21 protein-coding genes are annotated in these 21,848 nt (G+C 60.0%); 9 read left to right on the plus strand and 12 right to left on the minus strand.

The features are described from left to right. Window positions 1-10: 10 nt before the first annotated feature. Entirely contained in the window at window positions 11-2,461 is a 2,451-nt protein-coding gene (locus J2X71_RS03870; protein WP_029868611.1) for a glycosyl hydrolase 2 galactose-binding domain-containing protein, read from the plus strand. A 49-nt stretch (window positions 2,462-2,510) separates the two neighbouring features. On the opposite strand, the gene J2X71_RS03875 is transcribed toward J2X71_RS03870, so the two are convergent. Next, window positions 2,511-2,903, minus strand: coding sequence for a PRC-barrel domain-containing protein (locus tag J2X71_RS03875; protein ID WP_310379090.1), 393 nt, complete (start codon window positions 2,901-2,903; stop codon window positions 2,511-2,513). A gap of 247 nt (window positions 2,904-3,150) precedes the next feature. Between J2X71_RS03875 and J2X71_RS03880 the strand changes: the two genes are divergently transcribed. The 3 genes from J2X71_RS03880 (at window position 3,151) to J2X71_RS03890 (ending at window position 7,538) form a co-directional block, all read left to right on the plus strand. Continuing rightward, on the plus strand, window positions 3,151-4,851 hold the full coding sequence (locus J2X71_RS03880) for a long-chain fatty acid--CoA ligase (protein WP_310379092.1): 1,701 nt from the start codon (window positions 3,151-3,153) through the stop codon (window positions 4,849-4,851). A gap of 140 nt (window positions 4,852-4,991) precedes the next feature. Continuing rightward, the gene (gene pgi, locus J2X71_RS03885) at window positions 4,992-6,617 is read left to right on the plus strand and encodes a glucose-6-phosphate isomerase (RefSeq protein ID WP_310379094.1); all 1,626 of its coding nucleotides are present in this window, start codon (window positions 4,992-4,994) and stop codon (window positions 6,615-6,617) included. Window positions 6,618-6,734: 117 nt separating this feature from the next. Beyond that, window positions 6,735-7,538, plus strand: coding sequence for an alpha/beta hydrolase (locus tag J2X71_RS03890; RefSeq protein ID WP_310379095.1), 804 nt, complete (start codon window positions 6,735-6,737; stop codon window positions 7,536-7,538). A gap of 3 nt (window positions 7,539-7,541) precedes the next feature. On the opposite strand, the gene J2X71_RS03895 is transcribed toward J2X71_RS03890, so the two are convergent. Then, window positions 7,542-8,495 carry an acyl-CoA desaturase gene (locus tag J2X71_RS03895; protein WP_310379097.1) on the minus strand — a complete coding sequence of 318 codons (954 nt, stop codon included), beginning with the start codon at window positions 8,493-8,495 and terminating at the stop codon, window positions 7,542-7,544. A gap of 168 nt (window positions 8,496-8,663) precedes the next feature. Here J2X71_RS03895 and J2X71_RS03900 point away from each other — a divergent pair, with 168 nt between their 5' ends. Then, window positions 8,664-9,029 carry a metalloregulator ArsR/SmtB family transcription factor gene (locus J2X71_RS03900; protein ID WP_310379099.1) on the plus strand — a complete coding sequence of 122 codons (366 nt, stop codon included), beginning with the start codon at window positions 8,664-8,666 and terminating at the stop codon, window positions 9,027-9,029. 114 nt (window positions 9,030-9,143) lie between these two features. On the opposite strand, the gene J2X71_RS03905 is transcribed toward J2X71_RS03900, so the two are convergent. The 3 genes from J2X71_RS03905 to J2X71_RS03915 all read right to left on the minus strand — a co-directional run bounded on the left by J2X71_RS03905 (window position 9,144) and on the right by J2X71_RS03915 (window position 11,558). Beyond that, complete coding sequence (locus tag J2X71_RS03905) at window positions 9,144-10,070, minus strand: carbohydrate kinase (protein WP_310379101.1); 927 nt, start codon at window positions 10,068-10,070, stop codon at window positions 9,144-9,146. 62 nt (window positions 10,071-10,132) lie between these two features. Continuing rightward, on the minus strand, window positions 10,133-10,828 hold the full coding sequence (locus tag J2X71_RS03910; protein WP_113322884.1) for an orotate phosphoribosyltransferase: 696 nt from the start codon (window positions 10,826-10,828) through the stop codon (window positions 10,133-10,135). A 76-nt stretch (window positions 10,829-10,904) separates the two neighbouring features. Beyond that, entirely contained in the window at window positions 10,905-11,558 is a 654-nt protein-coding gene (locus J2X71_RS03915; RefSeq protein ID WP_310379104.1) for a TetR/AcrR family transcriptional regulator, read from the minus strand. Between the two features lie 100 nt (window positions 11,559-11,658). Here J2X71_RS03915 and J2X71_RS03920 point away from each other — a divergent pair, with 100 nt between their 5' ends. Continuing rightward, on the plus strand, window positions 11,659-12,483 hold the full coding sequence (locus J2X71_RS03920; RefSeq protein ID WP_310379105.1) for an NmrA family transcriptional regulator: 825 nt from the start codon (window positions 11,659-11,661) through the stop codon (window positions 12,481-12,483). Between the two features lie 2 nt (window positions 12,484-12,485). After that, window positions 12,486-12,968 (plus strand): anthrone oxygenase family protein, encoded by a 483-nt coding sequence (locus J2X71_RS03925; protein WP_310379110.1) that lies wholly within the window; start codon window positions 12,486-12,488, stop codon window positions 12,966-12,968. An 86-nt stretch (window positions 12,969-13,054) separates the two neighbouring features. Here J2X71_RS03925 and J2X71_RS03930 read toward each other — a convergent pair whose 3' ends face one another. From J2X71_RS03930 to J2X71_RS03960, 7 genes are all read right to left on the minus strand, one after another. Further along, window positions 13,055-13,591 carry a glyoxalase superfamily protein gene (locus J2X71_RS03930; protein WP_310379112.1) on the minus strand — a complete coding sequence of 179 codons (537 nt, stop codon included), beginning with the start codon at window positions 13,589-13,591 and terminating at the stop codon, window positions 13,055-13,057. Between the two features lie 187 nt (window positions 13,592-13,778). Beyond that, on the minus strand, window positions 13,779-14,957 hold the full coding sequence (locus J2X71_RS03935; protein WP_310379114.1) for a GGDEF domain-containing protein: 1,179 nt from the start codon (window positions 14,955-14,957) through the stop codon (window positions 13,779-13,781). Between the two features lie 178 nt (window positions 14,958-15,135). Then, complete coding sequence (gene pyrC, locus J2X71_RS03940; RefSeq protein WP_113322878.1) at window positions 15,136-16,176, minus strand: dihydroorotase; 1,041 nt, start codon at window positions 16,174-16,176, stop codon at window positions 15,136-15,138. A 64-nt stretch (window positions 16,177-16,240) separates the two neighbouring features. Beyond that, complete coding sequence (locus tag J2X71_RS03945) at window positions 16,241-16,873, minus strand: nucleoside triphosphate hydrolase (RefSeq protein WP_113322877.1); 633 nt, start codon at window positions 16,871-16,873, stop codon at window positions 16,241-16,243. Next, the gene (locus J2X71_RS03950) at window positions 16,870-17,652 is read right to left on the minus strand and encodes an ATP-binding cassette domain-containing protein (protein WP_113322876.1); all 783 of its coding nucleotides are present in this window, start codon (window positions 17,650-17,652) and stop codon (window positions 16,870-16,872) included. The genes J2X71_RS03945 and J2X71_RS03950 overlap by 4 nt, the downstream gene beginning before the upstream one ends. 2 nt (window positions 17,653-17,654) lie before the next feature. Beyond that, a complete protein-coding gene (locus J2X71_RS03955) occupies window positions 17,655-18,719 on the minus strand; it encodes an ABC transporter permease (protein ID WP_113322875.1) in 1,065 nt (354 codons plus the stop codon). A 156-nt stretch (window positions 18,720-18,875) separates the two neighbouring features. Next, a complete protein-coding gene (locus tag J2X71_RS03960) occupies window positions 18,876-19,895 on the minus strand; it encodes a sugar ABC transporter substrate-binding protein (RefSeq protein WP_037071865.1) in 1,020 nt (339 codons plus the stop codon). A 235-nt stretch (window positions 19,896-20,130) separates the two neighbouring features. Here J2X71_RS03960 and J2X71_RS03965 point away from each other — a divergent pair, with 235 nt between their 5' ends. Together J2X71_RS03965 and J2X71_RS03970 are read left to right on the plus strand one after the other, a co-directional pair. Next, window positions 20,131-21,378, plus strand: a complete 1,248-nt coding sequence (locus J2X71_RS03965; RefSeq protein WP_310379122.1) for an ROK family transcriptional regulator — start codon at window positions 20,131-20,133, stop codon at window positions 21,376-21,378. Next, window positions 21,362-21,838: an RbsD/FucU domain-containing protein gene (locus J2X71_RS03970; protein WP_113322873.1), complete on the plus strand. Its 477-nt coding sequence runs from the start codon at window positions 21,362-21,364 to the stop codon at window positions 21,836-21,838. Before J2X71_RS03965 ends, J2X71_RS03970 begins: the two co-directional genes overlap by 17 nt. Window positions 21,839-21,848 lie beyond the last annotated feature (10 nt).

Here is a 21,848-nt window from a genome sequence, read left to right on the forward strand (position 1 = left end):
AGAGGCTGAAATGATTGGGAGGAGAGACCTTCATAACGGCTGGACGCTTTTCTGTAACGATACAGGAAGAACCAGTCTGCCTGCTTCGATTCCGGCAACGGTGCCAGGCTGCGTGCATCTCGACCTGCTCGCAAACCGGCTGATCCCCGATCCCTATCTCGACATCAACGAAATCACCAATGACTGGATCGGCAAGACGGAATGGATCTACCGGCTGGACTTCGAAGCCGAGCCTGATGCGGGCCAAGTGCAGGAGCTCGTCTTCGACGGCGTCGATACGATTGCGACGGTCCGCCTGAACGGCGAGGAGATCGGCCGCACCTTCAACATGCACCGCACCTATCGCTTCGACGTTTCGTCGCTGCTGCGGGAAGATACAAACGAGCTCAGCATCACCTTCCATTCCGCCTATGCCTATGGCGCGGAGATGGAGAAGCATTACGGCTATCGCCCGAACAACTATCCGGGACCGGGCAACCTGATGCGCAAGATGGCCTGCAATTTCGGCTGGGACTGGGGGCCGACGCTTGTGACGGCCGGACTCTGGAAGCCTGTGCGGCTGGAGAGCTGGGATCGGGCGCGGCTTGCCGATATCAGGGTTTCCGCCGCCCTTGCCGGTGGCGATGGGCTCGTCAAGATGCAAGCGCGGCTGGCAAGGCAAGGCGAGGCAGTGCCGACGACGCTTGTTGCAGAAATCGGTGGCGTCACGCAGACCGTTGCGATCGACGCCGATACGGACGAAGTGTCCTTCGAGGTTTGCGTGCCCTCACCGCAGCTCTGGTGGCCACATCATCTCGGCGCGCAGCCGCTCTACCCGCTGGAAATCCGGCTGGAGGATGCCAGCGGCGATTTACTCGACCTCTATTCGAAAGAGATCGGATTCCGTTCGCTGCGGCTCGACACCGCGCCGGACGCACATGGCTCCGCCTTTACCTTCGTCATCAACGACGTGCCGATCTTTGCCTGTGGCGCCAACTGGATACCGGACGATTGCTTCCCTTCGCGCGTGACGGCGGAACGCTATGCGGCGCGGATCGATGAGGCGAAGGCTGCCAATATCAATCTGCTGCGTGTGTGGGGCGGCGGTATCTTCGAGCGGGACGAGTTTTATGAGGCCTGCGACCGGGCCGGCATGCTGGTCTGGCAGGATTTTCTTTTTGCCTGCGCCTCCTATCCGGAGGAAGAGCCGCTTCGCAGCGAAATCGTCGCCGAGGTGCGGGACAATGTGGTGCGGCTGATGCCGCATGCATCGCTCATCATCTGGAACGGCAATAATGAGAATATCTGGGGTTTTGACGAGTGGGGCTGGCGGCCGATCATCAAGGACGGTGTCAGTTGGGGGCTCGGCTACTATCTCGATGTCCTGCCAAAGCTCTGTGCCGAACTCGATCCCGACCGGCCCTATTATCCCGGCAGCCCCTATTCGGGCTCCATGGAGATCGAGCCGAATGACGACCGGCACGGCTGCAAGCATATATGGGACGTGTGGAACGACGTCGGTTACGAAGTCTACCGTAACTACATTCCGCGCTTCTGCTCCGAATTCGGCTGGCAGGCGCCGCCGGCATGGGCGACGCTGCAGGAGAGCGTGCATGACGAACCGCTGACGCCGGAATCGCGTGGCGTCTTCCATCATCAGAAGGCGACGCAGGGCAATGACAAGCTCATCAAGGGCCTTGCCGGACACCTGCCCGTGCCGCAGACGATGGATGACTGGCATTTTGCGACCCAACTCAATCAGGCACGCGCCATCCGCTTCGCAGTCGAGCACATGCGCTCGCATCGCGATATCTGTAAAGGCGCGGTCGTTTGGCAGTTCAATGATTGCTGGCCGGTTACATCATGGGCAGCACTTGATTCCGCCGGCCGGCGCAAGCCGCTCTGGTATGCGATGCAACAGGCGTTCCATCCCCGCCTGCTGACAATCCAGCCGCGTGGCGAGGGCCTTTCCGCGGTCGCGGTTAACGAGCAGACACTGTTCTGGCGCTCGAAAATCAGCGGCAAGCGCATGCGGCTTGATGGTACGGTGCTGGCGGAATTTGAATTCTGGCGGCTGCTCTGCGACCGGTTCGAAGCGAAGGAATTTCCGTTGCCGCAGGATATCGCGACTTCACGCGCGGCGGATGAAGAAGTCATCGTCGTGCAGATGCTGGACAAGCGCGCCTTCCACTATTTCGTCGAGGATATCGAGCTGAAGCTTCCGGTGCCAGACGTCAACATATCGCTGGCAAGATCGGACGATGGCTGGGATGTCACGGTGAGTGCAAAGAGCTTCCTGAAGGATCTTTGCCTGATGGCGGATCGGCTCGATCCTGCGGCGGTCGTGGATTCCATGCTGGTGACGTTGCTGCCGGGTGAAAGCCATGTCTTCCGTGTTACGACCGACAAGTCCCTGTCGGCCGAAGATATCGTGGTTGGCACAGTGCTTCGCACTGCCAATGATCTCGTCAATAAAAACTGAAAGGCCCCGCTCTCGCGGGGCCTCTACCGGCTCGTCCTCGCGGACGACGTTACATCCAGTAGGGCGGCACGCCATAATAATCATACACGCGGCGGCCATTATCGTTGTACCAGGTGTCATCGTCATCCGCGTAGCTCGGCGCGCCTTCGATCTGCTCCTTGGTGAGATCGATGCGATAGCCGTCCAGCTGGGTATCGTAGGTCAGCTTTTCCCACGGCAGCGGATAGTGGTCATTGCCGATGCCAAGGAAGCCGCCAAAGCTCAGAACGGCGTAAGCGACGCGACCGTCCTGCTTTCCGAGGATGAGACGTTCGATGGAACCGATGTGTTTGCCATCGGCGCCAAAGACACGGGTGCCTTCAACGCGATCGCTGGCGATCAGCGTCGGCGTATCCTTCACATTCGGGTCGCGGCGAGTGACGTCAGAATCCTGATTCAGCATTGTGCACCTCCTTTGTCGTTCCTCGTGGTTCTTCCACATCGAGAAAACGTGCCCTATGCTTCAAAGTTCCCTGTCACATGCTGTTCATATGCGACCACCGCGATATTGACGTTTACGTCAAGGTTATTGTAGCCTCAATCCGCTTGAACCGCTCAAGCAATGGCATAAGCTGCCTTGACGGAGGATGGAGGATCTTCCGATCGACCGGTGTCATCCGGTTTCGGCGGCCGAATGGGAGAGAGACACAATGAGCAGTATTTCCGTCCACCCTGGTGGTGCGAAACCGGAAAAACCATGGCTTGCCACCTATCCTGATATCGTTCCGGCTGAGATTCCCCCGTTGGAATTCGCCTCGCTTCCCGACCTCCTGGAAAAGAGCTGTGCCCGCTTTGCCGATCGCAGGGCCTTTTCGAGCATGGGCAGAACGATGACCTATCGCACGCTCGAGGCACAGACCCGCAAAGTGGCCGCCTGGCTGCAGAGCGTCGGCCTGCAGAAGGGCGACCGCGTGGCCGTGATGATGCCGAACGTTCTGCAAAACCCCGTCGCGGTCTACGGCATCCTGCGCGCCGGACTTGTCGTCGTAAACGTCAACCCGCTCTATACGCCGCGCGAGCTTGAGCACCAGCTTAACGATTCCGGCGCCAAGGCGATCTTCGTTCTGGAAAACTTCGCGCGCACTGTCGAACAGGTCATCAACAAGACGGACCTGCGCCATGTCGTCGTCAGCTCTCTCGGCGAAATGCTCGGCCCAAAGGGGCATATCATCAATTTCGTCGTCCGCCGGGTGAAGAGGCTCGTTCCGTCCTGGTCCATTCCGCAACACAAAAGTTTCAGGCAGGTGCTATCGGCGGGAGCGAACAGGACGCTTGCGCCCGTCGCGCTCACCGGCAGCGACATTGCCTTCCTGCAATATACGGGTGGGACGACAGGTATTGCCAAGGGTGCGATGCTGACGCATCAGAACCTGCTTGCCAACAAGATGCAGCTGCAGCTCTGGCTGAAATCCGCCTTCGACAAAAAGAAGCAGCCTGAGGTCCTGAACTTCCTCTGTGCGCTGCCGCTCTATCACATCTTCGCACTGACGGTGAATTCGCTGATGGGCATGTCGCTCGGCGCCCACAATGTGCTGATCGCCAATCCTCGCGACATTCCAGGGCTTGTTAAGGAATTCCAGAAGTCTGATATCCATATCTTCCCCGGCCTCAATACGCTCTTCAACGCGCTGCTCAACAACGCCGACTTCGCCAAGCTCGATTTCTCCTCTCTCGTCATGTCGCTCGGCGGCGGCATGGCCGTGCAGCGGCCGGTGGCCGAACGCTGGCTGAAGGTGACGGGCTCGCACGTGACCGAGGGTTACGGCCTCTCCGAGACCTCGCCTGTTGCGACCGCCAATCGCTTCGATTCACCCGAATTCACCGGCTCGATCGGCCTTCCCATCCCCTCGACGGAACTCGATATCCGCGACGAGGAAGGCAATTCGCTGCCGCTTGGCGAGATCGGCGAGATCTGCATTCGCGGCCCGCAGGTCATGGCCGGATATTGGAACAAGCCGGAGGAGACGGCGCGGGTGATGACGCCGGATGGTTATTTCCGGACCGGCGACATGGGCTTCATGGACGAGCGCGGCTATACCAAGATCGTCGACCGCAAGAAGGACATGATCCTCGTCTCCGGCTTCAACGTCTATCCGAACGAGATCGAGGAAGTGGCCGCCATGCATGCCGGCATTCTGGAAGCGGCTGCGGTCGGCGTGCCTGACGGGCATTCCGGCGAGGCGGTCAAGCTCTTCATCGTGCGCAAGGATCCTGCTCTCACCGAAGCCGATGTGAAGGCCCATTGCGCGGCCAATCTCACCAACTACAAGCGGCCGCGCTTCATCGAATTCCGCACCGAGCTGCCGAAGAGCCCCGTCGGCAAGATCCTGCGCAAGGACCTGCGCGGCTGAATTTGACGGTCTCATGAAATTGAGGGCCATCCGCTTGTCGCGGGTGGCTTTTTTCATATTTCGTCAGATGGCTGAACTTGATTTGACTGCGGGAAAGAGAATAGTTTCCGCAACCCTCTCCGCCTCCAAAGGAGTCTCCCATGAATGCCATCGTCGAACAACTGAAGAGCACCGCGGCTGCCACCAAGGCCACTGATCTGCGCGCCGCATTCGCTAATGATCCGAAGCGCTTCTCGCGCTTTTCCGTATCGCTTGACGACCTGCTGATGGATTTTTCCAAGACGGCCGTGAACGACGAGATCCTGAAGCTTCTGGTGAAGCTCGCCGAAGAAGGCGGCGTCGAGAAGAAGCGTGAGGAGATGTTCTCCGGCAAGGCGATCAACTTCACCGAAAACCGCGCCGTGCTGCATACCGCGCTCCGCAACCGCTCCAACACCCCTGTCCTGGTCGACGGCAAGGATGTCATGCCTGACGTCAACGCCGTGCTCGCTGCCATGGGCAAGTTTGCCGATGGTGTCCGCTCGGGCGCGCTGAAGGGCGCGACCGGCAAGAAGATCACCGACGTCATCAATATCGGCATCGGCGGCTCGGATCTCGGTCCGGTCATGGCGACACTGGCGCTCGCCCCCTTCCATGACGGCCCGCGCGCCCATTTCGTCTCCAATATCGACGGCGCCCATATCGCCGACATCCTGAAACTTGTGGAGCCGGAAACGACGCTGTTCATCGTCGCTTCCAAGACCTTCACAACGGTCGAGACGATGACCAATGCGCAGACGGCGCGCAAGTTCATCGCCAGCGCGCTTGGCGAAGCGGCCGTTCAGCACCATTTCGCCGCCGTCTCCACCGCCCTCGACAAGGTCTCCGCATTCGGTATCGAGAGCGAGCGTGTCTTCGGCTTCTGGGACTGGGTCGGCGGCCGCTACTCGATCTGGTCGGCGATCGGCCTGCCGCTGATGATCGCGATCGGTCCGGAGAATTTCGGCAAGTTCCTCGATGGCGCGCATGCCGTCGACAACCATTTCCGTAAGGCACCGATTACCGAGAACCTGCCTGTCCTGCTCGGCCTCATCGGCTTCTACCATCGCAATGTACTGGGTTACCCGACACGCGCCGTGCTCCCTTATGACCAGCGCCTGTCTCGCTTCCCGGCCTATCTGCAGCAGCTCGACATGGAATCGAACGGCAAGGGTGTGACCATCGACGGCACGCCTGTCGAAGGCAATTCCGGCCCGGTTGTCTGGGGCGAGCCTGGCACCAACGGCCAGCACGCCTTCTACCAGCTCATCCATCAGGGCACGAGCATCATCCCGGCCGAATTCATGATCGCTGCCAACGGCTTCGAGCCGGAGCTGCGCCATCAGCATCAGCTTCTGATGTCGAACGTTCTCGCCCAGTCGGAAGCGCTGATGAAGGGCCGCACCTTCGCGGAAGCCAAGAAGCAGCTGACCGACAAGGGCATGGAAGACAAGCAGGCCGATTTCATCGCCCCGCACCGCGTCTTTAACGGCAATCGCCCGTCGATCACCTTCGTCTACGACAAGCTGACGCCCTATGCACTCGGCCGCCTGATCGCACTCTATGAGCATCGCGTTTTCGTTGAAGGCGTGCTCTTCCGCATCAACTCCTTCGACCAGTGGGGTGTGGAGCTCGGCAAGGAGCTAGCGACCGGCCTGCTGCCCGTCGTCGAAGGCAAGGAAAGCGCTGCAGGTCACGACTCCTCGACTCAAGGGTTGGTCGCCGCGCTGGCAAAGCTCGCCAAGTAATTCGGCAATTGCGCTGCTATCGAAGCCCATCCGTCACGCGGGTGGGCTTTTTTATTTGACCCTGTCGAATTGCAGGGCATGTCGTCGTCTATAGAAGGACCGACAGAGGAGGAGCCCATGACCGCTGATGATGACGAACTGGTGAACTTCGAGGCAAACGGCGCACCGCCACTGCCGCCCTCGCATGAGCAAGGCCTCGTCGACCACGAAGGCGCGCGCATCTGGTACGCGAGCTACGGCGCAGGCCCGGCTGTCATCCTGCTGCATGGCGGCCTCGGCAATAGCGGCAATTGGGGTTATCAGGTTCCTGCATGCATCGAAGCCGGCCATCGGGTCGTGGTGATCGACAGTCGTGGGCATGGCCGCAGCACGCGTGACGATCGGCCCTATACCTATCAGCTGATGGCTTCGGACGTGCTAGCCGTCATGGATCACATCGGACTTCAGGAAGCAGCCCTCGTCGGCTGGAGCGACGGCGCCTGCACGGCGCTGATCCTCGCTGATCAGCAGCCGGACCGCGTCTGCGGCGTATTCTTCTTCGCCTGCAACATGGACCCCAGCGGTACCAAGGAATTCAAGGCAACGCCCGTCATCGAGCGCTGCTTCAGCCGCCACAGGAAGGACTATCAGGCGCTGTCGGAAACGCCGGACCAGTTCGAGGCCTTTGTCGCCGACGTGTCGAAGATGATGTCGACGGAGCCGAATTATACGGCCGAACAACTGGCAGGCATCAAGGTTCCGATTTCCATCGTGCTCGGCGAACACGACGAATTCATCAAGCCTGACCATGCCGATTATCTGGCAAGGACGATCCCGGATGCGGAATTCGTGCTGCTGCCCGGCGTCAGCCATTTTGCGCCGCTGCAGCAGCCGGACCTCTTCAATCGGGAGGTCCGTGCCTTTCTCGATCGGATCGAATGAGGCTCAGAGACGGCTTTCGTGCGCCCGGGTCCGATTGGCGTCGTCAGCAGAGGTTCCGGATGCGTTGACGCGCTTCAACCCTCGCCTTGGCACAATCGTGTGTGGGAGCTTGATTGCAGAAGCCAGGCCGAGCCTTGCCAGCAGCCGGATGAAATACCAGCCGAGATCCAACTGGCCCGGTTCGATGCCGAGCCGGGCGGAATCCGGAAAGGCGTGGTGGTTGCCGTGGAAACTCTCGCCGAAGGTCACCAGCCCGAAATGCGGCAGGTTATAGCCCTGCACCGCGACATCATCGACACTCCAGCCCTGATGGCCGTCGCGATGGGCGAAATGGCCGACCAGCCAGTGTCCGGTCAGCGACACCGATATCCGCAGGGCAATACCCCAGACCACCCACGGCAATCCGCCGAGCATGAAGAGCACGAGCGCCAGGGGAAGCTGCTGCGCCATCCATGTCGCCTCAAGGAACCGGTAGAAGCGATCGCGCTGCTCCCGCTCCCCGAGGACGAAACGCGGCGGATGGTTGAGCACCACTGCGCAATGCATCTGCCAGAAGGCATCGACGAAGAAGGACCGCCGATGGGCAAAGAGATCATGGCAGTCTCGCTGGCGTTGCGCCCAATCGCGAATATCGTGCGCATAGATCATGCCGAAAGGGCCGGACATGCCGACCAGCGTACCGAGATAGACGAGAAAGTGCTCGATCCAGATATGCGTGCTGAATGAGCGGTGAATCAGCAGCCGGTGCATGCCGACCGAATGACCGAGGCAGATCGTGATGGCGGTCAGGAGGGTGAAGACGGCGAGTGTGCTCCAGGTGAAGGTCAATGGCCCACCCACGATGGCAATCAAGGTCATGGCGGTAATCCAGATCGACTTTGCAGGCATCCAGACCACTCTGCCCTTCAGTGGATCGCTGTTGTCATCGATCATGCGTCCGGTGGAAATACTGTTCATGGCAAACTCCTTCCTCTCGGGCGCATCCAGCACTTGAACATCGTCCGCCAGTTCATTAATTAAGGAATTACCTAATTACTTTGTATCAACCGAGATAATTAAGCAATACGTTAATTGCTTAATTCATTAATGGATCGATGCAACGGAGCTGCAGCACGGAGACCGGACTTGGACGAAGAGACTTTCGATGATGCTGTAGAAGACGGTTCCGTCAGCGCCGCCCAGCGGGTATTCCACGCGCTCTCCAGCGCGCCACGCCGGAAGATTCTTGCCTATCTCTCGGCATCGGGCCTGACCGCCGGCGAGATTGCCGACCGCTTCAGCATGTCCAAGCCAGCCGTTTCACAGCATCTTTCCATTCTTGAGACCGCGGCGTTGATCCGGCGAGAGAAGCAGGGCCAGTTCGTCCACTATTCTCTGATCGAGAACAATCTCGTCAACACGCTCAACGGCTTCGTGCAGGAGGTCTGCCCGGTCGGTCGGCCGATTAAGAAGGAAAGCCAGGCGCGCGCCCGCGCGAAAGAACTGCCTTAAGCACCGGACAGATCCTGCGTTGGACTGGGCGCAAGAAAAGGGTGTTGAGACGTTGAGGCACATCCTCTTCTCCGGCTCGGGGAGAAGAGGAATCGAGAGACTGCAGCTCCGGCCTCAAAGCCCGATCTCTTTCGCCCAGGGCGGATTAGCACCTGCGCGGGAGACGGTGACCGCGGCAGCCTTGGCGCCAAGCGCCAGGGCGTTTCGCAGGGCCTGCTCATCAAGATTGGCGACCTGCGCCTTGGTCAACAGGTTATCCATCTTCAGCGAGGCGAGAACGCCAGCATCGAAGGTGTCACCGGCGCCGACCGTATCGACCACAGTGACGCGCTCGCTCGGGACCGTGACTTTCCGATCTTTCGTGTAACCGGTGGCGCCTTCCGCACCCTTGGTGATGACGACGAGCCTGGCGCCATGGTTCAGCCAATGGGCGGCGAGCGCATCGTGGTCACCTTCCAGGCCGAACCATTCGAGGTCCTCGTCGGAGAATTTCACGATATCGGACTTGGCGGCCATGCGCTTGATGCGGGCCATATGCGCGGCCTTGTCCTTGATGAAACCGGGGCGGATGTTCGGGTCGAGCGAGATGACGCGCGTGGCGGCCTCGCGGTCGAGCAGGGCCTCGTAGGTTTCGCCGCAGGGGCTCGGGATCAGGCTGATCGCACCGAAATGCAAGGCTTCGCAATCATCGCCAAGGGTCGGCAGATCATCTGTGGTGATCATCCGGCCGGCCGTGCCTTCATCGTAGAAGGCATAGGTCGCCTGACCATTGACGAGCTTGACGAAGGCGATCGTCGAGGGGCGCGGCGTGATGGCGCAAGGGCTGTAATCGACATTGCTCGCCTTCAGCGTATCAAGCAGGATTTCGCCCATCATGTCATCGGCAATGCCGGTGAAGAAGGCCGTCGGGATACCCAGGCGGCCAAGCGCAATCGCGGTATTGAAGATCGCGCCGCCGGCATAGGGCGCAAAGCCCTTTTCGCCGAGAGTCGTATCCCTCGGCAGCATGTCGATCAGGGCTTCGCCGCAGCACAAAATCATCGAATTCCTCCCAACAGGACTTGCGCGTTTCTCAATCGATTAAGCGAGCTTTTGTCAAAAGGCTAGAGCGAAAGCTCACTTACGCCACCATTCCTTGCCGACCAGGCGAGCGGCGCATCGAGGAAGGCCTCGACTTCCTGCAGCGTCCTGTCGTCGAAGAGCTTCTGCTGCCTGGCGATTGCCAGAACCTCGCGCCAGGTGGCGATATAATGGAGCTGGACCTTGCCATTCTCAAAGCGCTGATGTGCCTCCGGGAAGATGCCGTAGAAGAAGAGCGCGATGCCGTGATCGACGACACCGCCGGCGGCTCTAATGGCATCGATGAAGGTGAACATGCTGCCGCCGGCCGTCGTCAGATCCTCGATGACGAGAACGCGGGCGCCGTCCTTCATCTCGCCTTCGATCTGCGCATTGCGGCCATGGCCCTTCGGCTTTTTGCGGACATAGATCATCGGCAGGCCGAGACGATCGGCAAGCAGTGCGGCAAAGGGAATGCCCGCGGTCTCACCGCCGGCGATGCAATCGAACTGCTCGAAACCGGCATCGCGCAGCAGGCTGCTGGCGGCAAAATCCATCACCGTCGAGCGGATGCGCGGGAAGGACAGGAGCTTGCGGCAATCGATATAGACGGGGCTCATGATGCCCGAGGCATACTTATAGGGCGTCTCGGCGTTGAAATGCACCGCCTTGATCTCCCAGAGCATCTTGGCCAGCAGCTCTGCCATAACGGCGCGATCAGGGAATGTGGTCTGGATCATGCGGCTTACTCCTTCGGCTGACGTTCCAGCGGCAATAGCAGCAAGAGCGGCCGGTTTCCAGATGGAAGGCAGCCCGTCAGCCGAGCAGACGGTCGATATCCGCAATCTGCATCTTCTTGAAGAGCGCGATCGCCTGCACGCCCTCTTCCTCATCCAGTGAAACAGCATAGCGGACGGCAGCCGCGAGAAGTTGCATCGTCAGCCGGGCGATGGCCAGAAGCTCCGTCTCGGTCCGCTCCGGCCATATCTGTTTTAGCACTGAAAGCAGGGCCTGCGCGTGAAATTCCATGTCTTCGGCATCGACTTCCTGAAGCAGCTTGTCCGTGTGGGTCGCGTGCCAGATATCGTGCATGACAGGCTCGCGGCGAAAGAAGGCATAATATTCATCGGCGATGACGCAGAGAGCCGTTCGCAGATTGTCGGCATCCGTCACCTTGGCCAATTCGTCGGCTACACATTGCCGGCCCTGCTCGTTGAAGCGCTCGGCGAGCGTGCGGATGATCGAGGTTTTGTCCGGGAAATACTGATAGAGGGCGCCAAAGGAAAGCTCAGCCTTTTCAACAATCTCGCTCATCTTCAGGGCATCACTGCCATTCTTTTCGATGAGGTCGGAGGCAACCGTCAGGATTTTTTCGAAGCGCTCGCGGCCGCGCTGCTGGCTCGGGATGCGGCGTGGCTGACCGGTCGACTCCTGCTGGCGCCTACGCCGTGCGATCACTTCTTCTACCATCTTCCGCTTCCTTCGACTGTTGACAAAGAAAATAAGAGAGTTTATCTCATTTTGCAAATGAGAGAGTTTCTCTTGTTTTAAACCGAGGAGGAGTTTCGATATGCAGAATTCCGAAATCGTTCTGATCGGCGGATCGGGAAAAACCGGGGGTCGCATTGCCGACAGGCTGGAAAAGTTGGGACTTAACATGCGCAAGGCGTCCCGCTCCACGATACCGGCCTTCGACTGGGAGGATCGCGCGACCTGGCGCAGTGCGCTCACGGGTGCAACGAGCGCCTATGTCGCCTTCCAGCCGGACCTTTCCGTCTCCTGGGCGGCAGAGGCCATCGAAGTGCTTTCAAAGCTCGCAAGGGAGTGCGGGTTGCAGCATATCGTGCTGCTTTCCGGCCGCGGCGAAGAAGGGGCGCAGCGGAGCGAGGAAGCGCTCAAGGCAGCGGGGATCGACTACACGATTCTGCGCGCCTCCTGGTTCTGCCAGAATTTCAGCGAGGGCGCTTTCGTGGGGCCCCTCATTGCCGGCAGGCTGGAGCTGCCGGCTGGCGATATCAGGGAACCCTTCATCGATGCCGATGACATTGCCGATGCGGCAGTGGCAGCACTCACCGATATCAGGCATCGCAACAAGATCTATGAACTGACCGGCCCTCGCGCCCTGACCTTCCGCGAAGCCGTTGCCGAGATTGCCGCAGCCGCGGACCGTCCGATAGAATATGGGCAGGTATCGATGGCGGATTTCAAGGACGGGCTTGCCGCTGCAGGAATGCCCGAGCCGATCGTGGCACTTCTGGAAGAACTCTTCGGACAGGTGCTCGATGGGCGCAATTCTGAAGTGATGGGTGGTGTGACAGAGATACTCGGCCGCCCGGCAAGGGATTTCAGCCAATATGCGCGGGAGACCGCGGCAACCGGATTGTGGAGCGCCTGACCATGCAGATCGTTCTCGTCATTTCCCTCATTGCGGCAGCGATCGGCAGCGGCCTTGTCGCCGGCATCTTCTTTGCCTTCTCCACCTTCATCATAACAGCCTTTTCGCGCATCCCGGCCGAGCAGGGCATTGCTGCGATGAATTCCATCAACGTGACCATCGTGCGCTCGCCCTTCATGCTACTTTTCGTGCCGACGGCGATCCTCTGCGTCGTGATCGCAGTGCTCGCCTTCATAAACTGGCGCGGCGGCGCCTCTTCTATGATGCTGGCCGGCGCGGCACTCTATGTCATCGCGTCCTTCCTCTCGACCATCGTCTTCAACGTGCCGATGAACGACGCGCTGGCGAAAGTCAGCGGCAACGGGCCAGAAGCGGTGCAGCTCTGGATGACCTATCTCAGGGACTGGACCTGGTGGAACCATGTGCGCACCATCGCCTCGCTGCTGGCCTCGGTCGCGTTCGTCCGTGCGCTGATGCTGATCTGAAAAGGGCGGAGGCAATGCCCTCCGCCCTTCCTTTGTTTTCACGCAATTCCCGACGCAGAACCGCTGCACAGTTTTGCTGTAATTGCTCAGTTCTGTTGGCAGAAGGTGATGCGGTTGTTGAAGGGATCGATGACGCCCATTTCGAGGCCCCAGGGCGCTTCCTCGATGCCCGGGTTCATATAGCGGTAGTTCTTGGCGGCGAGTTCGGCCTGGTAGGCGCTGATATCCTTCACCCGCACGAAGGCTCGGGCGCCGGGGCTGGCATCGCCGGAATGCTCGCTCAGATGTAATTGCATGCTTTCACGCGAGACCTGGCAATAAAGCGGGGAGTTCTCGCCGAAACGGTGCTCCCAGTCGAGCGTGAAGCCCAGGAAGCCGCAATAAAATTCCATGGCTTTTTCGACAGAGAAGATGCGGAAGATCGGCACCGGTGGCTCGATGCCTACAGCCGATTTTACGCCTTTGGTGTCATCCAGTTTTGCGGAGAGAATATTCCACTGGTCGAAGCCGAATTGTCTGGCGACAATCTCCAGGGTTTCGCTATGGGTGAGGGAAATATCGCGGTCGGCAAGCGCCTGACGCAGGGTTTTTGCCATAAGCTTGGCATCGCGAAAATCGCGCATGGTTCATCCTTCTCCGTTGGCGGCAAACAGGAAGATCAGTGCCCGCGTCTGCTGACCCGTTCGCCATCGATTGCCAAGAGCAAGGATGTGAAACTGGATTTGGATGCCTTCACCATAATGCTTGCGCATCGCGGGGCGGCTGGCTGCATCCGGCCGGCTGTGAGCTTACGAAAGGTCAGGAGAAGGATCAAGAGGCCGATCGCGCATCCCCTGACGGTACCGAATGCAGGTGGCTGGCGAGTTCGACACGATTGCGGCCGGCGCGTTTTGCGACATAGAGCGCCTTGTCAGCCTCCCCCAGCATGGCATCGAAATCCAGCGGCTTGGAGCGACCAGGTGCAACACCGACACTGACGGTGCATTTCAGCACCTCATCGTCGATATAGATATCGCGCTCCTCGAAAGCCTTGCGGATGCGCTCAGCGGCAAGCTCGGCGCGGCCGGGCATGATTTCCTTCAGCACGAGCGCGAATTCCTCACCGCCGAGGCGGGCGGCCGTATCGCCGCTACGGCAATTGGCCGAGAGTTCGCCTGCAAAGACCTTCAGGACATGATCACCGGCCGCATGGCCATAGCGGTCGTTGACTGATTTGAAATGATCGATGTCGAAGACGATGACGGCGGTCGAAACGCCCATGGTGCGGACGCCATATTGATCGAACAGAGCGCGGCGGTTCAGCAGGCCGGTCAGCGGATCGGTGATCGCATCCATGCGGTGACGGGCGGCAAGCCGCCATTGATGCAGCGCCAGCGACAGGGCGCCGATGCCGGTCATGCCGGCAATGCATATGGCAAGGCTCAGGTCTTCCGCCCAATTGCTGGGGGCGGCCCCGAGCACCAGTTTGCCATCCCAGATCAACACGGCGGCACAGAGAACGAAGGAAATCGCCGTCAATGTGTAGAGGGCGGTAATGCCTGATATAGGCGCAGGTGCTTCGGCGCGGTCGAGCCAATATTGCCAGGCGGTCGCGAAGAGCAGGAAGGCGATAGCGAGATTATCGGCCATGAAGGCCAGACCATCCAGCCCGGCGATCATCGGCGGAACGGATGTGGCCATGGCGACAAGTGCACGGACGACGATGCCTGATATTGGGAGCCTGCCGGTGCGGAACTGATAGCCAGCGCCCCAGATGGTCGCGAAACCCGCGTGAAACAGCACGAAATTGCCGACACCAAGCATGCGCTCGGGCTGTTCTACATAGAAGGCATAGGCAAAAATGCCGGCGACAACGAGAACGAGGCCGAATGCGCCGGTGAGAAGAAAGGTTTCGGCCCGGCGCGCGAGCCAACTTCCCGTGAGCGTCACAGCAAGGCAGCTTGCTGAAACGCCAAGCGCCAGCAGCAATGAATTATAGTCAAGCATCATGCTTTAAATCTCCGCGGCTCTTGCCGCGCCGATAACGTTCTGAAATCTATCTCGTCATTGCTGACGAATGTCTTACGCATTCCGTTAAAAAAACATGGATTTCGCAGCCGGGCGTTATAAATTCAACATTCGGCAGCAACTATAAGAAGAATAATATTTAAGCCCGCAACGTCTTTTCTCAGGCTTTGATCTGCCAATGCAGTGCAAACATCGGATCGAAGACGGTAACCGGACCGGCGCCGGTCTCAATCCTGGCGGGGAAGACCACGGGTTCGGCCTGCCGCTCCAGCGTGATACGTTCCTCGTTGGGCGCCAGCCCATACCAGGCCGGGCCATTCAGGGAGGCAAAGGCCTCCAACCTGTCGAGCGCACTATCCTGCTCGAACACATGGGCAAGGCAGCTCATCGTATTGATCGAGGTATAGATCCCCGCGCAGCCGCAGGCGCATTCCTTGAGCGGGTCGACATGGGGCGCTGAATCCGTGCCGAGGAAGAACCTAGCATCGCCGCTCGTCGCCGCGGCCCGCAGCGCCAGCCTGTGGTTCTCGCGTTTTGCGACCGGCAGGCAGTAATAATGCGGGCGAATGCCGCCGACGAGGATGGCGTTGCGGTTGATGATCAGGTGATGGGTGGTGATAGAGCCCGCGAGATTGGCCTTGGCCGACTTGATGTAGTCGATGCCATCGGCGGTCGTGACATGTTCCATCGTCACCTTCAGCTCCGGCAGGCGCTTGCGCAGCGGGTCGAGCACCGTCTCGATGAAGACGGCCTCACGATCGAAGATATCGACATCAGGTGTCGTCACCTCGCCATGAACGCAGAGCGGCAGGCCGATCCTGGCCATGCGCTCCAGCACCGGCATGGCCTTTTCCATGTCGCGCACACCACCGTGTGAATTCGTCGTGGCGCCGGCGGGATAGAGTTTCACGGCGGTGATGAGGCCGCTCTTCTTTCCCTCTTCCACGTCATCGGGGCTCGTATTCTCGGTGAGATAGAGCGTCATCAGCGGCTGGAAGCGATGGCCAGCCGGAAGCGCCTTCATGATGCGCTCGCGATAGGCGGTCGCATCTGATGTCGTGACGACGGGTGGCACCAGGTTCGGCATGATGATGGCGCGCGCAAAGGTGCTGCTCGTATCCCCGATCACACCTTCCAGCATGGCGCCGTCGCGCAGATGCAGATGCCAGTCGTCAGGACGGCGGATTGTGATCGATTGCATGGGAGCCTCCGAAGCGATGCGGGTTTCGCCTCGATAGCATCAACACCGGTACGGAAACAACTGTTCAGGCCAGCGCGATTTCCAATGTGATGTCTGCAGGCCGGCGATTTTCGAGGATGAGGCGACCGTTCGGCAGGTCGTTGCCATAGACTTTGGCGCTCGCTTCTTCCTCAGTCAGCTTGTAGCCGCGCCAGCGATCCCAGAGGCGCTCTTCCAGCACCTCCATCGGCGGGGCGAGCATGATCGTGTAATCGAAGATACCGTCGAGTTCGGCCCATTTGCCCAGCGTGAAGAGCAGATAGTTGCCCTCGATGATGATGAAGCGGTCCTGGGGATCGATCGGCCGGGCGGAGGCGATGGCAAGCTCACGCGAACGGTCGAAGACGGGAACGAGGACCTCCTGATCGGCGGGACGCACGGCTTTGACGATATCGAGGAAGCCGCGCACATCGAAGGTTTCCGGAATGCCCTTGCGGGCCAGCAGACCACGCTCGATGAGAATGGCGTTGTCCATATGGAAGCCATCCATGGGAAGCACCGAGACACTCTCGCCCTTGGCCTTCAGGGCGCTGGCGACATTGTCGGCCATGGTGGATTTGCCGGCGCCGGGCGGCCCGGCGATCGCGATGAGAAAGCGCCTCGTGTTGCCGGCGCGGTTTAGAACCTCGCCGACAATTTCGTCTATTCTTGCATTCATGCAGCGACTGGCTCCGCAGGGACCGCCTTGGCGCCGGTCATGAAGGCGACGGCATCGGACATCGTGTATTCCTTGGGGTTGATGACCGTCAAGCGGCGCCCAAGGCGATGGATATGGATGCGGTCCGCCACCTCGAAGACATGCGGCATGTTATGCGAGATGAGCACGATCGGAATGCCGCGGGCGCGCACGTCGAGGATGAGTTCCAGCACTCGGCGGCTTTCCTTGACGCCGAGAGCGGCAGTCGGCTCGTCCATGATGATGACCTTTGAGCCGAAGGCAGCGGCACGGGCAACGGCCACGCCCTGACGCTGGCCGCCGGAGAGCGTTTCCACTGCCTGGTTGATATTCTGGATGGTCATCAGGCCGAGTTCGGAAAGCTTGCTGCGTGCCTGCTTTTCCATCGTCGGACGGTCGAGCATGCGGAACCAGGAGCCGAGCGGACCCGGTTTGCGGATCTCGCGGCCGAGGAACATATTGTCGGCGATCGACAGTGCCGGCGAAAGGGCGAGGTTCTGATAGACGGTTTCGATGCCCGCGTCGCGCGCTTCCATCGGCGATCTGAACTGTACCTGCCGGCCTTCCAGGGTGATCACCCCGTCATCGGGCGTGATTGCGCCCGATATCGCCTTGATGAGCGAGGATTTGCCGGCGCCGTTGTCGCCGATGACGGCAAGGATTTCGCCCGGATAGAGGTCGAAATCGGCGTTATCGAGCGCTGTCACACGTCCATAACGCTTGACGAGGCCGCGGGCGGTGAGAATGGGTTCGCCAGCCATGATCACACCGAAACCTTTCTGATCCACTGATCGATAGCGACGGCGGCAATGATCAGCACGCCTGTCAGCAGGACTTTCCATTGTGGGTCGGCGCCGAGCATGTTGAGCCCCATCGACACGACGCCGACGATCATGGTGCCGAAGAGCGTGCCGAGAATGGAGCCACGGCCGCCGAACAACGAGATGCCGCCGATAACAGTCGCGGTGATTGCCTGGAGGTTATAGTCCGTGACGGCCGAAGACGGAGAAATCGAGCCGTTGCGGCCGATCGAGACCCAGGCGGCGAAGGCAGCGATGACGCCGGATATAGTGTAAACGGTCAGCAGCACCTTCTTGGTCTGGATGCCGGAGAGCTTGGCAGCTTCCGGATCATCGCCGACGGCATAGACATGCCGGCCCCAGGCGGTGTGATTGAGGACATACCAGAGCAGCACGACGAGCAGCACCATGGCGATCACGCCGAGGGTCAGCACTGCGCTGCCAAGCTTGAAGCTTGTGGCGAAGAGATGGAGCAGCGGCGCCTGTTCGTCGACATCGGTATCGCGGATCGTCTCATTGGCGGAATAGATAAAATTCGTCGCCATGACGATATTCCACGTGCCGAGTGTCACGATGAACGGCGGCAGCTTCATGAAGGCGACGAGGAACCCGTTCAGCAATCCGCAGAGGCCACCGACGATGAGGCCGGCGATAACAGCGATCGGTGTCGGGATGCCATAGGTGATGGCCACATTGCCCATGATGACGGCCGAGATGACCATGATGACGCCGATCGACAGATCGATGCCGGCGGTCAGGATGACCAGCGTCTGGCCAGCTCCCAGAATACCGACGATGGCGATCTGCTGCAGGATGAGCGTCAGCGTATAGGACGAGAAGAACCGTCCGCCGATCGCCAATCCGAAGATAACGATCGACAATATCAGCACGATCAGCGGCACGGCGGCCGGTGTCGAGTGCAGAAAATGCTGCGCGCGCTTTATCAGCGAGACACTCTCGTGCTCGAACGAGGCGACGCTCTTGTCGCTTTCGTCGAGGACGCGTTCAAATTCCTGTGCTCCGGTCATTGTTCCTCCTTCGCAGCCGCGCGCCGAACTCACGCGAAAGCCGTCGCCGATCGTTTTCCGGTCTTTGTTCAGCCGGTTTGTCGGGCGACGGCATATGGTCCGCCCAAAACGGCCGGGGATCAAGCCCCGGCCACTCTGCACTTATTCAGGCAGGGCTTAGCCCCAGCACTTGTCCGTGCCTTCCTTCGTGTCGATCGACTTGACGCCGGAGACCGGCTTGTCGGTGACGAGGGAGACGCCGGTGTCGAAGAAGGACTTGCCTTCAGTCGGCTTCGGCTTTTCACCGCTGTCGGCGAACTTCTTGATCGCCTCGATGCCGAGCGACGCCATCAGCAGCGGATATTGCTGCGAGGTGGCGCCGATGACGCCTTCCTTGACCGACTTGACACCCGGGCAACCGCCGTCGACCGATACGATCAGCACGTTCTTTTCCATACCGACGGCCTTCAGTGCCTGATAGGCACCGACTGCAGCCGGTTCGTTGATCGTGTGGATGACGTTGATGCCAGGATCCTTCTGCAGAAGGTTTTCCATGGCCTTGCGGCCGCCTTCCTCGTTGCCGTTCGTCACGTCATGGCCGACGATGCGCTTATCATCTTCATCGCCGATCTTGTTCGGGTTCTTCGGGTCGATGCCGAAGCCGATCATGAAGCCCTGGTCGCGCAGAACGTCGACCGTCGGCTGCGACGGCGTCAGGTCGAGGAAGCCGACCTTGGCGTCCTTGGCCTTGTCGCCGAGCGTTTCCTTGGCCCACTGGCCGATCAGCTTGCCGGCGAGCAGGTTGTCGGTGGCGAAGGTGGCGTCGGCGGCATCGGCCGGCTCGAGCGGCGTGTCGAGCGCGATGACCAGCAGACCTGCATCACGCGCTTTCTTAACCGAAGAGACGATGCCCTTGGTGTCGGAAGCGGTGAGCAGGATGCCCTTTGCGCCGTCAGCAATGCAGCTTTCGATCGCCGCGACCTGGCTTTCGCTGTCGCCATCGATCTTGCCGGCATAGGACTTCAGCGAAACGCCGAGTTCCTTGGCCTTGGCCGTCGCCCCTTCCTTCATCTTGACGAAGAAGGGGTTGGTGTCGGTCTTGGTGATCAGGCATGCAGAAACATCTGCCGCCATCGCCGGAGCGGAAAAGGCGACGCCGAGCGCGAGAGCGCCGAAAGCGAGAACTGATTTCTTCATGAACTCCTCCCAGAGATTAGCCGGCCCGCCCCCAAGGCGGTGCCGGAATTCATGCACGGCGAGACTTGCGGAATGTGACATCAGCCCCCTCCAAAAGCCGTCCCGTGCCCTTGACGCTGGTAATTAAGAGCGAAAGAAAACTGCTTGTCAATAAATAAATCCAATTGAATTATTAATTCGATGTGGCATGCTGGCGGGAAATCGGGCATAGGCCGTTAATCGGGAGGAGTGGCCAATGTCGTCCTTGGATGGTCCGGATTCCATGCCGGCCCCACTGCCAATTCTGAATCCGTCCGGAGGCGCGAACCAGATCAGGGTGCGCGCCTATAACGAACGGCTCGTGCTGTCGCTGGTGCGCCTCTACGGCGCCCTGTCGAAGGCCGATATCGCACGTCGTAGCGGGCTGTCTGCCCAGACCGTCTCCGTCATCATGCGGGTGCTGGAGAAGGAAGGGCTGCTTTCGCGTGGCGAGCCCATCCGCGGTCGCGTCGGCCAGCCATCCATACCCATGCGGCTCAATCCGGATGCCGTCTATTCCTTCGGCGTGAAGATCGGCCGACGGAGCGCCGACCTCGTATTGATGGATTTCGTCGGCAGAATTCGGCTGCAGCTGCACAGAATCTATGCCTATCCCCTGCCCGACGAGATCCTGTCTTTCGTGACCCACGGGATCAAGGAGCTGGAAGGCAAGCTCGACGAGCGTGAGCGCAGCCGCATCGCCGGCCTCGGCATCGCGGCGCCCTTCGAGCTTTGGAACTGGGCCGATGAAGTAGGCGCACCCGAGGGCGCGATGGAGGTCTGGCGCGATTTCGACCTGCAGTCAGAAATCGCCACGCAGGTATCCTATCAGGTCTTCCTGCAGAACGACGCGACCAGCGCCTGCGGTGCAGAACTGGTGTTCGGCATCGGTCCGTCCTATCCGGATTTCGTCTATTTCTTCATCGGCTCCTTCATCGGTGGCGGGATCGTGCTGAATTCAGCGATCTTTTCCGGCAAGACGGGAACGGCAGGAGCCATCGGTCCGCTGCCTGTGCGCGGCAAGAACGGCGAGACACTGCAGCTTCTGGAGATCGCTTCCATCTTCGTGCTGGAAAACATGCTGCGCGAGCGCGACATAGATCCTTCGCCCCTCTGGTATTCAGCCGATGACTGGGTGGATTTCGGCGAGCCGATGGAGGCCTGGATCCAGGATACGGCCAAGGCGCTGGCACAGGCGATCGTGGCTGCCGCCTCGATCATCGACTTCAGTGCCGCTGTCATCGATGGCGGCTTTCCCGACTGGGTGCGCCGGCGCATCGTGCAGGCGACGATCTACGAAGCTGAAAAGCTCGACCTGCAAGGCGTCGTCATGCCCGATATCGTCGAAGGCGTGGTCGGCGCACAGGCGCGCGCCATCGGCGGCGCCAGCCTGCCGATCTTTGCGCGTTATCTCACAGACCAGAATGTGCTTTTCAAGGAGATCGACAATGCTGAAAGGGCTTGACCCGCTGCTGAGCCCGGACCTGCTCGCGACGTTGCGCGGCATGGGCCATGGCGATGAAATCGCCATCGTCGACGGCAACTATCCGGGTATCGAGCATGCGCGGCGGCTGATTCGGCTCGACGGGCACCATCTCATCCCGGTTCTTGATGCCGTTTTGAGCGTGCTGCCGATCGACGACTTTGTGGACGAAGCGATCTTCCGCTCGACCGTGAAGGCCGAGCGCGACAAGCTCGATCCGGTGCACGAGGAAATGATCGCCTGTTGCGCCAAGCACGAGCCGGATCGCGAGGTCATTCCACTCGTCGGGCAGGATTTCTATGGCCGCGTGCGGGCGGCCCATGCTGTCATCCAGACCAGTGAGCCGCGGCTCTATGCCAATATCATCCTGCGCAAGGGCGTAATCTATCCCTCGGCTGATGACGACCCCGTCAAGGCCGAAGTCGATCCCTTCGTCTATTGAGGTCTGCCGC

Source organism: Rhizobium sp. 1399 (genome assembly GCF_031455475.1).
In the GTDB taxonomy this organism is placed as follows: domain Bacteria; phylum Pseudomonadota; class Alphaproteobacteria; order Rhizobiales; family Rhizobiaceae; genus Rhizobium.

Coding starts and splice junctions, on each gene's coding strand:
- J2X71_RS03870 (WP_029868611.1), top strand. CDS start 11: ATGATTGGGAGGAGAGACCTTCATAACGGCTGGACGCTTTTCTGTAAC.
- J2X71_RS03875 (WP_310379090.1), bottom strand. CDS start 2,903: ATGCTGAATCAGGATTCTGACGTCACTCGCCGCGACCCGAATGTGAAG.
- J2X71_RS03880 (WP_310379092.1), top strand. CDS start 3,151: ATGAGCAGTATTTCCGTCCACCCTGGTGGTGCGAAACCGGAAAAACCA.
- pgi (WP_310379094.1), top strand. CDS start 4,992: ATGAATGCCATCGTCGAACAACTGAAGAGCACCGCGGCTGCCACCAAG.
- J2X71_RS03890 (WP_310379095.1), top strand. CDS start 6,735: ATGACCGCTGATGATGACGAACTGGTGAACTTCGAGGCAAACGGCGCA.
- J2X71_RS03895 (WP_310379097.1), bottom strand. CDS start 8,495: ATGAACAGTATTTCCACCGGACGCATGATCGATGACAACAGCGATCCA.
- J2X71_RS03905 (WP_310379101.1), bottom strand. CDS start 10,070: ATGATTTTGTGCTGCGGCGAAGCCCTGATCGACATGCTGCCGAGGGAT.
- J2X71_RS03910 (WP_113322884.1), bottom strand. CDS start 10,828: ATGATCCAGACCACATTCCCTGATCGCGCCGTTATGGCAGAGCTGCTG.
- J2X71_RS03915 (WP_310379104.1), bottom strand. CDS start 11,558: ATGGTAGAAGAAGTGATCGCACGGCGTAGGCGCCAGCAGGAGTCGACC.
- J2X71_RS03920 (WP_310379105.1), top strand. CDS start 11,659: ATGCAGAATTCCGAAATCGTTCTGATCGGCGGATCGGGAAAAACCGGG.
- J2X71_RS03925 (WP_310379110.1), top strand. CDS start 12,486: ATGCAGATCGTTCTCGTCATTTCCCTCATTGCGGCAGCGATCGGCAGC.
- J2X71_RS03930 (WP_310379112.1), bottom strand. CDS start 13,591: ATGCGCGATTTTCGCGATGCCAAGCTTATGGCAAAAACCCTGCGTCAG.
- J2X71_RS03935 (WP_310379114.1), bottom strand. CDS start 14,957: ATGATGCTTGACTATAATTCATTGCTGCTGGCGCTTGGCGTTTCAGCA.
- pyrC (WP_113322878.1), bottom strand. CDS start 16,176: ATGCAATCGATCACAATCCGCCGTCCTGACGACTGGCATCTGCATCTG.
- J2X71_RS03945 (WP_113322877.1), bottom strand. CDS start 16,873: ATGAATGCAAGAATAGACGAAATTGTCGGCGAGGTTCTAAACCGCGCC.
- J2X71_RS03950 (WP_113322876.1), bottom strand. CDS start 17,652: ATGGCTGGCGAACCCATTCTCACCGCCCGCGGCCTCGTCAAGCGTTAT.
- J2X71_RS03955 (WP_113322875.1), bottom strand. CDS start 18,719: ATGACCGGAGCACAGGAATTTGAACGCGTCCTCGACGAAAGCGACAAG.
- J2X71_RS03960 (WP_037071865.1), bottom strand. CDS start 19,895: ATGAAGAAATCAGTTCTCGCTTTCGGCGCTCTCGCGCTCGGCGTCGCC.
- J2X71_RS03965 (WP_310379122.1), top strand. CDS start 20,131: ATGTCGTCCTTGGATGGTCCGGATTCCATGCCGGCCCCACTGCCAATT.
- J2X71_RS03970 (WP_113322873.1), top strand. CDS start 21,362: ATGCTGAAAGGGCTTGACCCGCTGCTGAGCCCGGACCTGCTCGCGACG.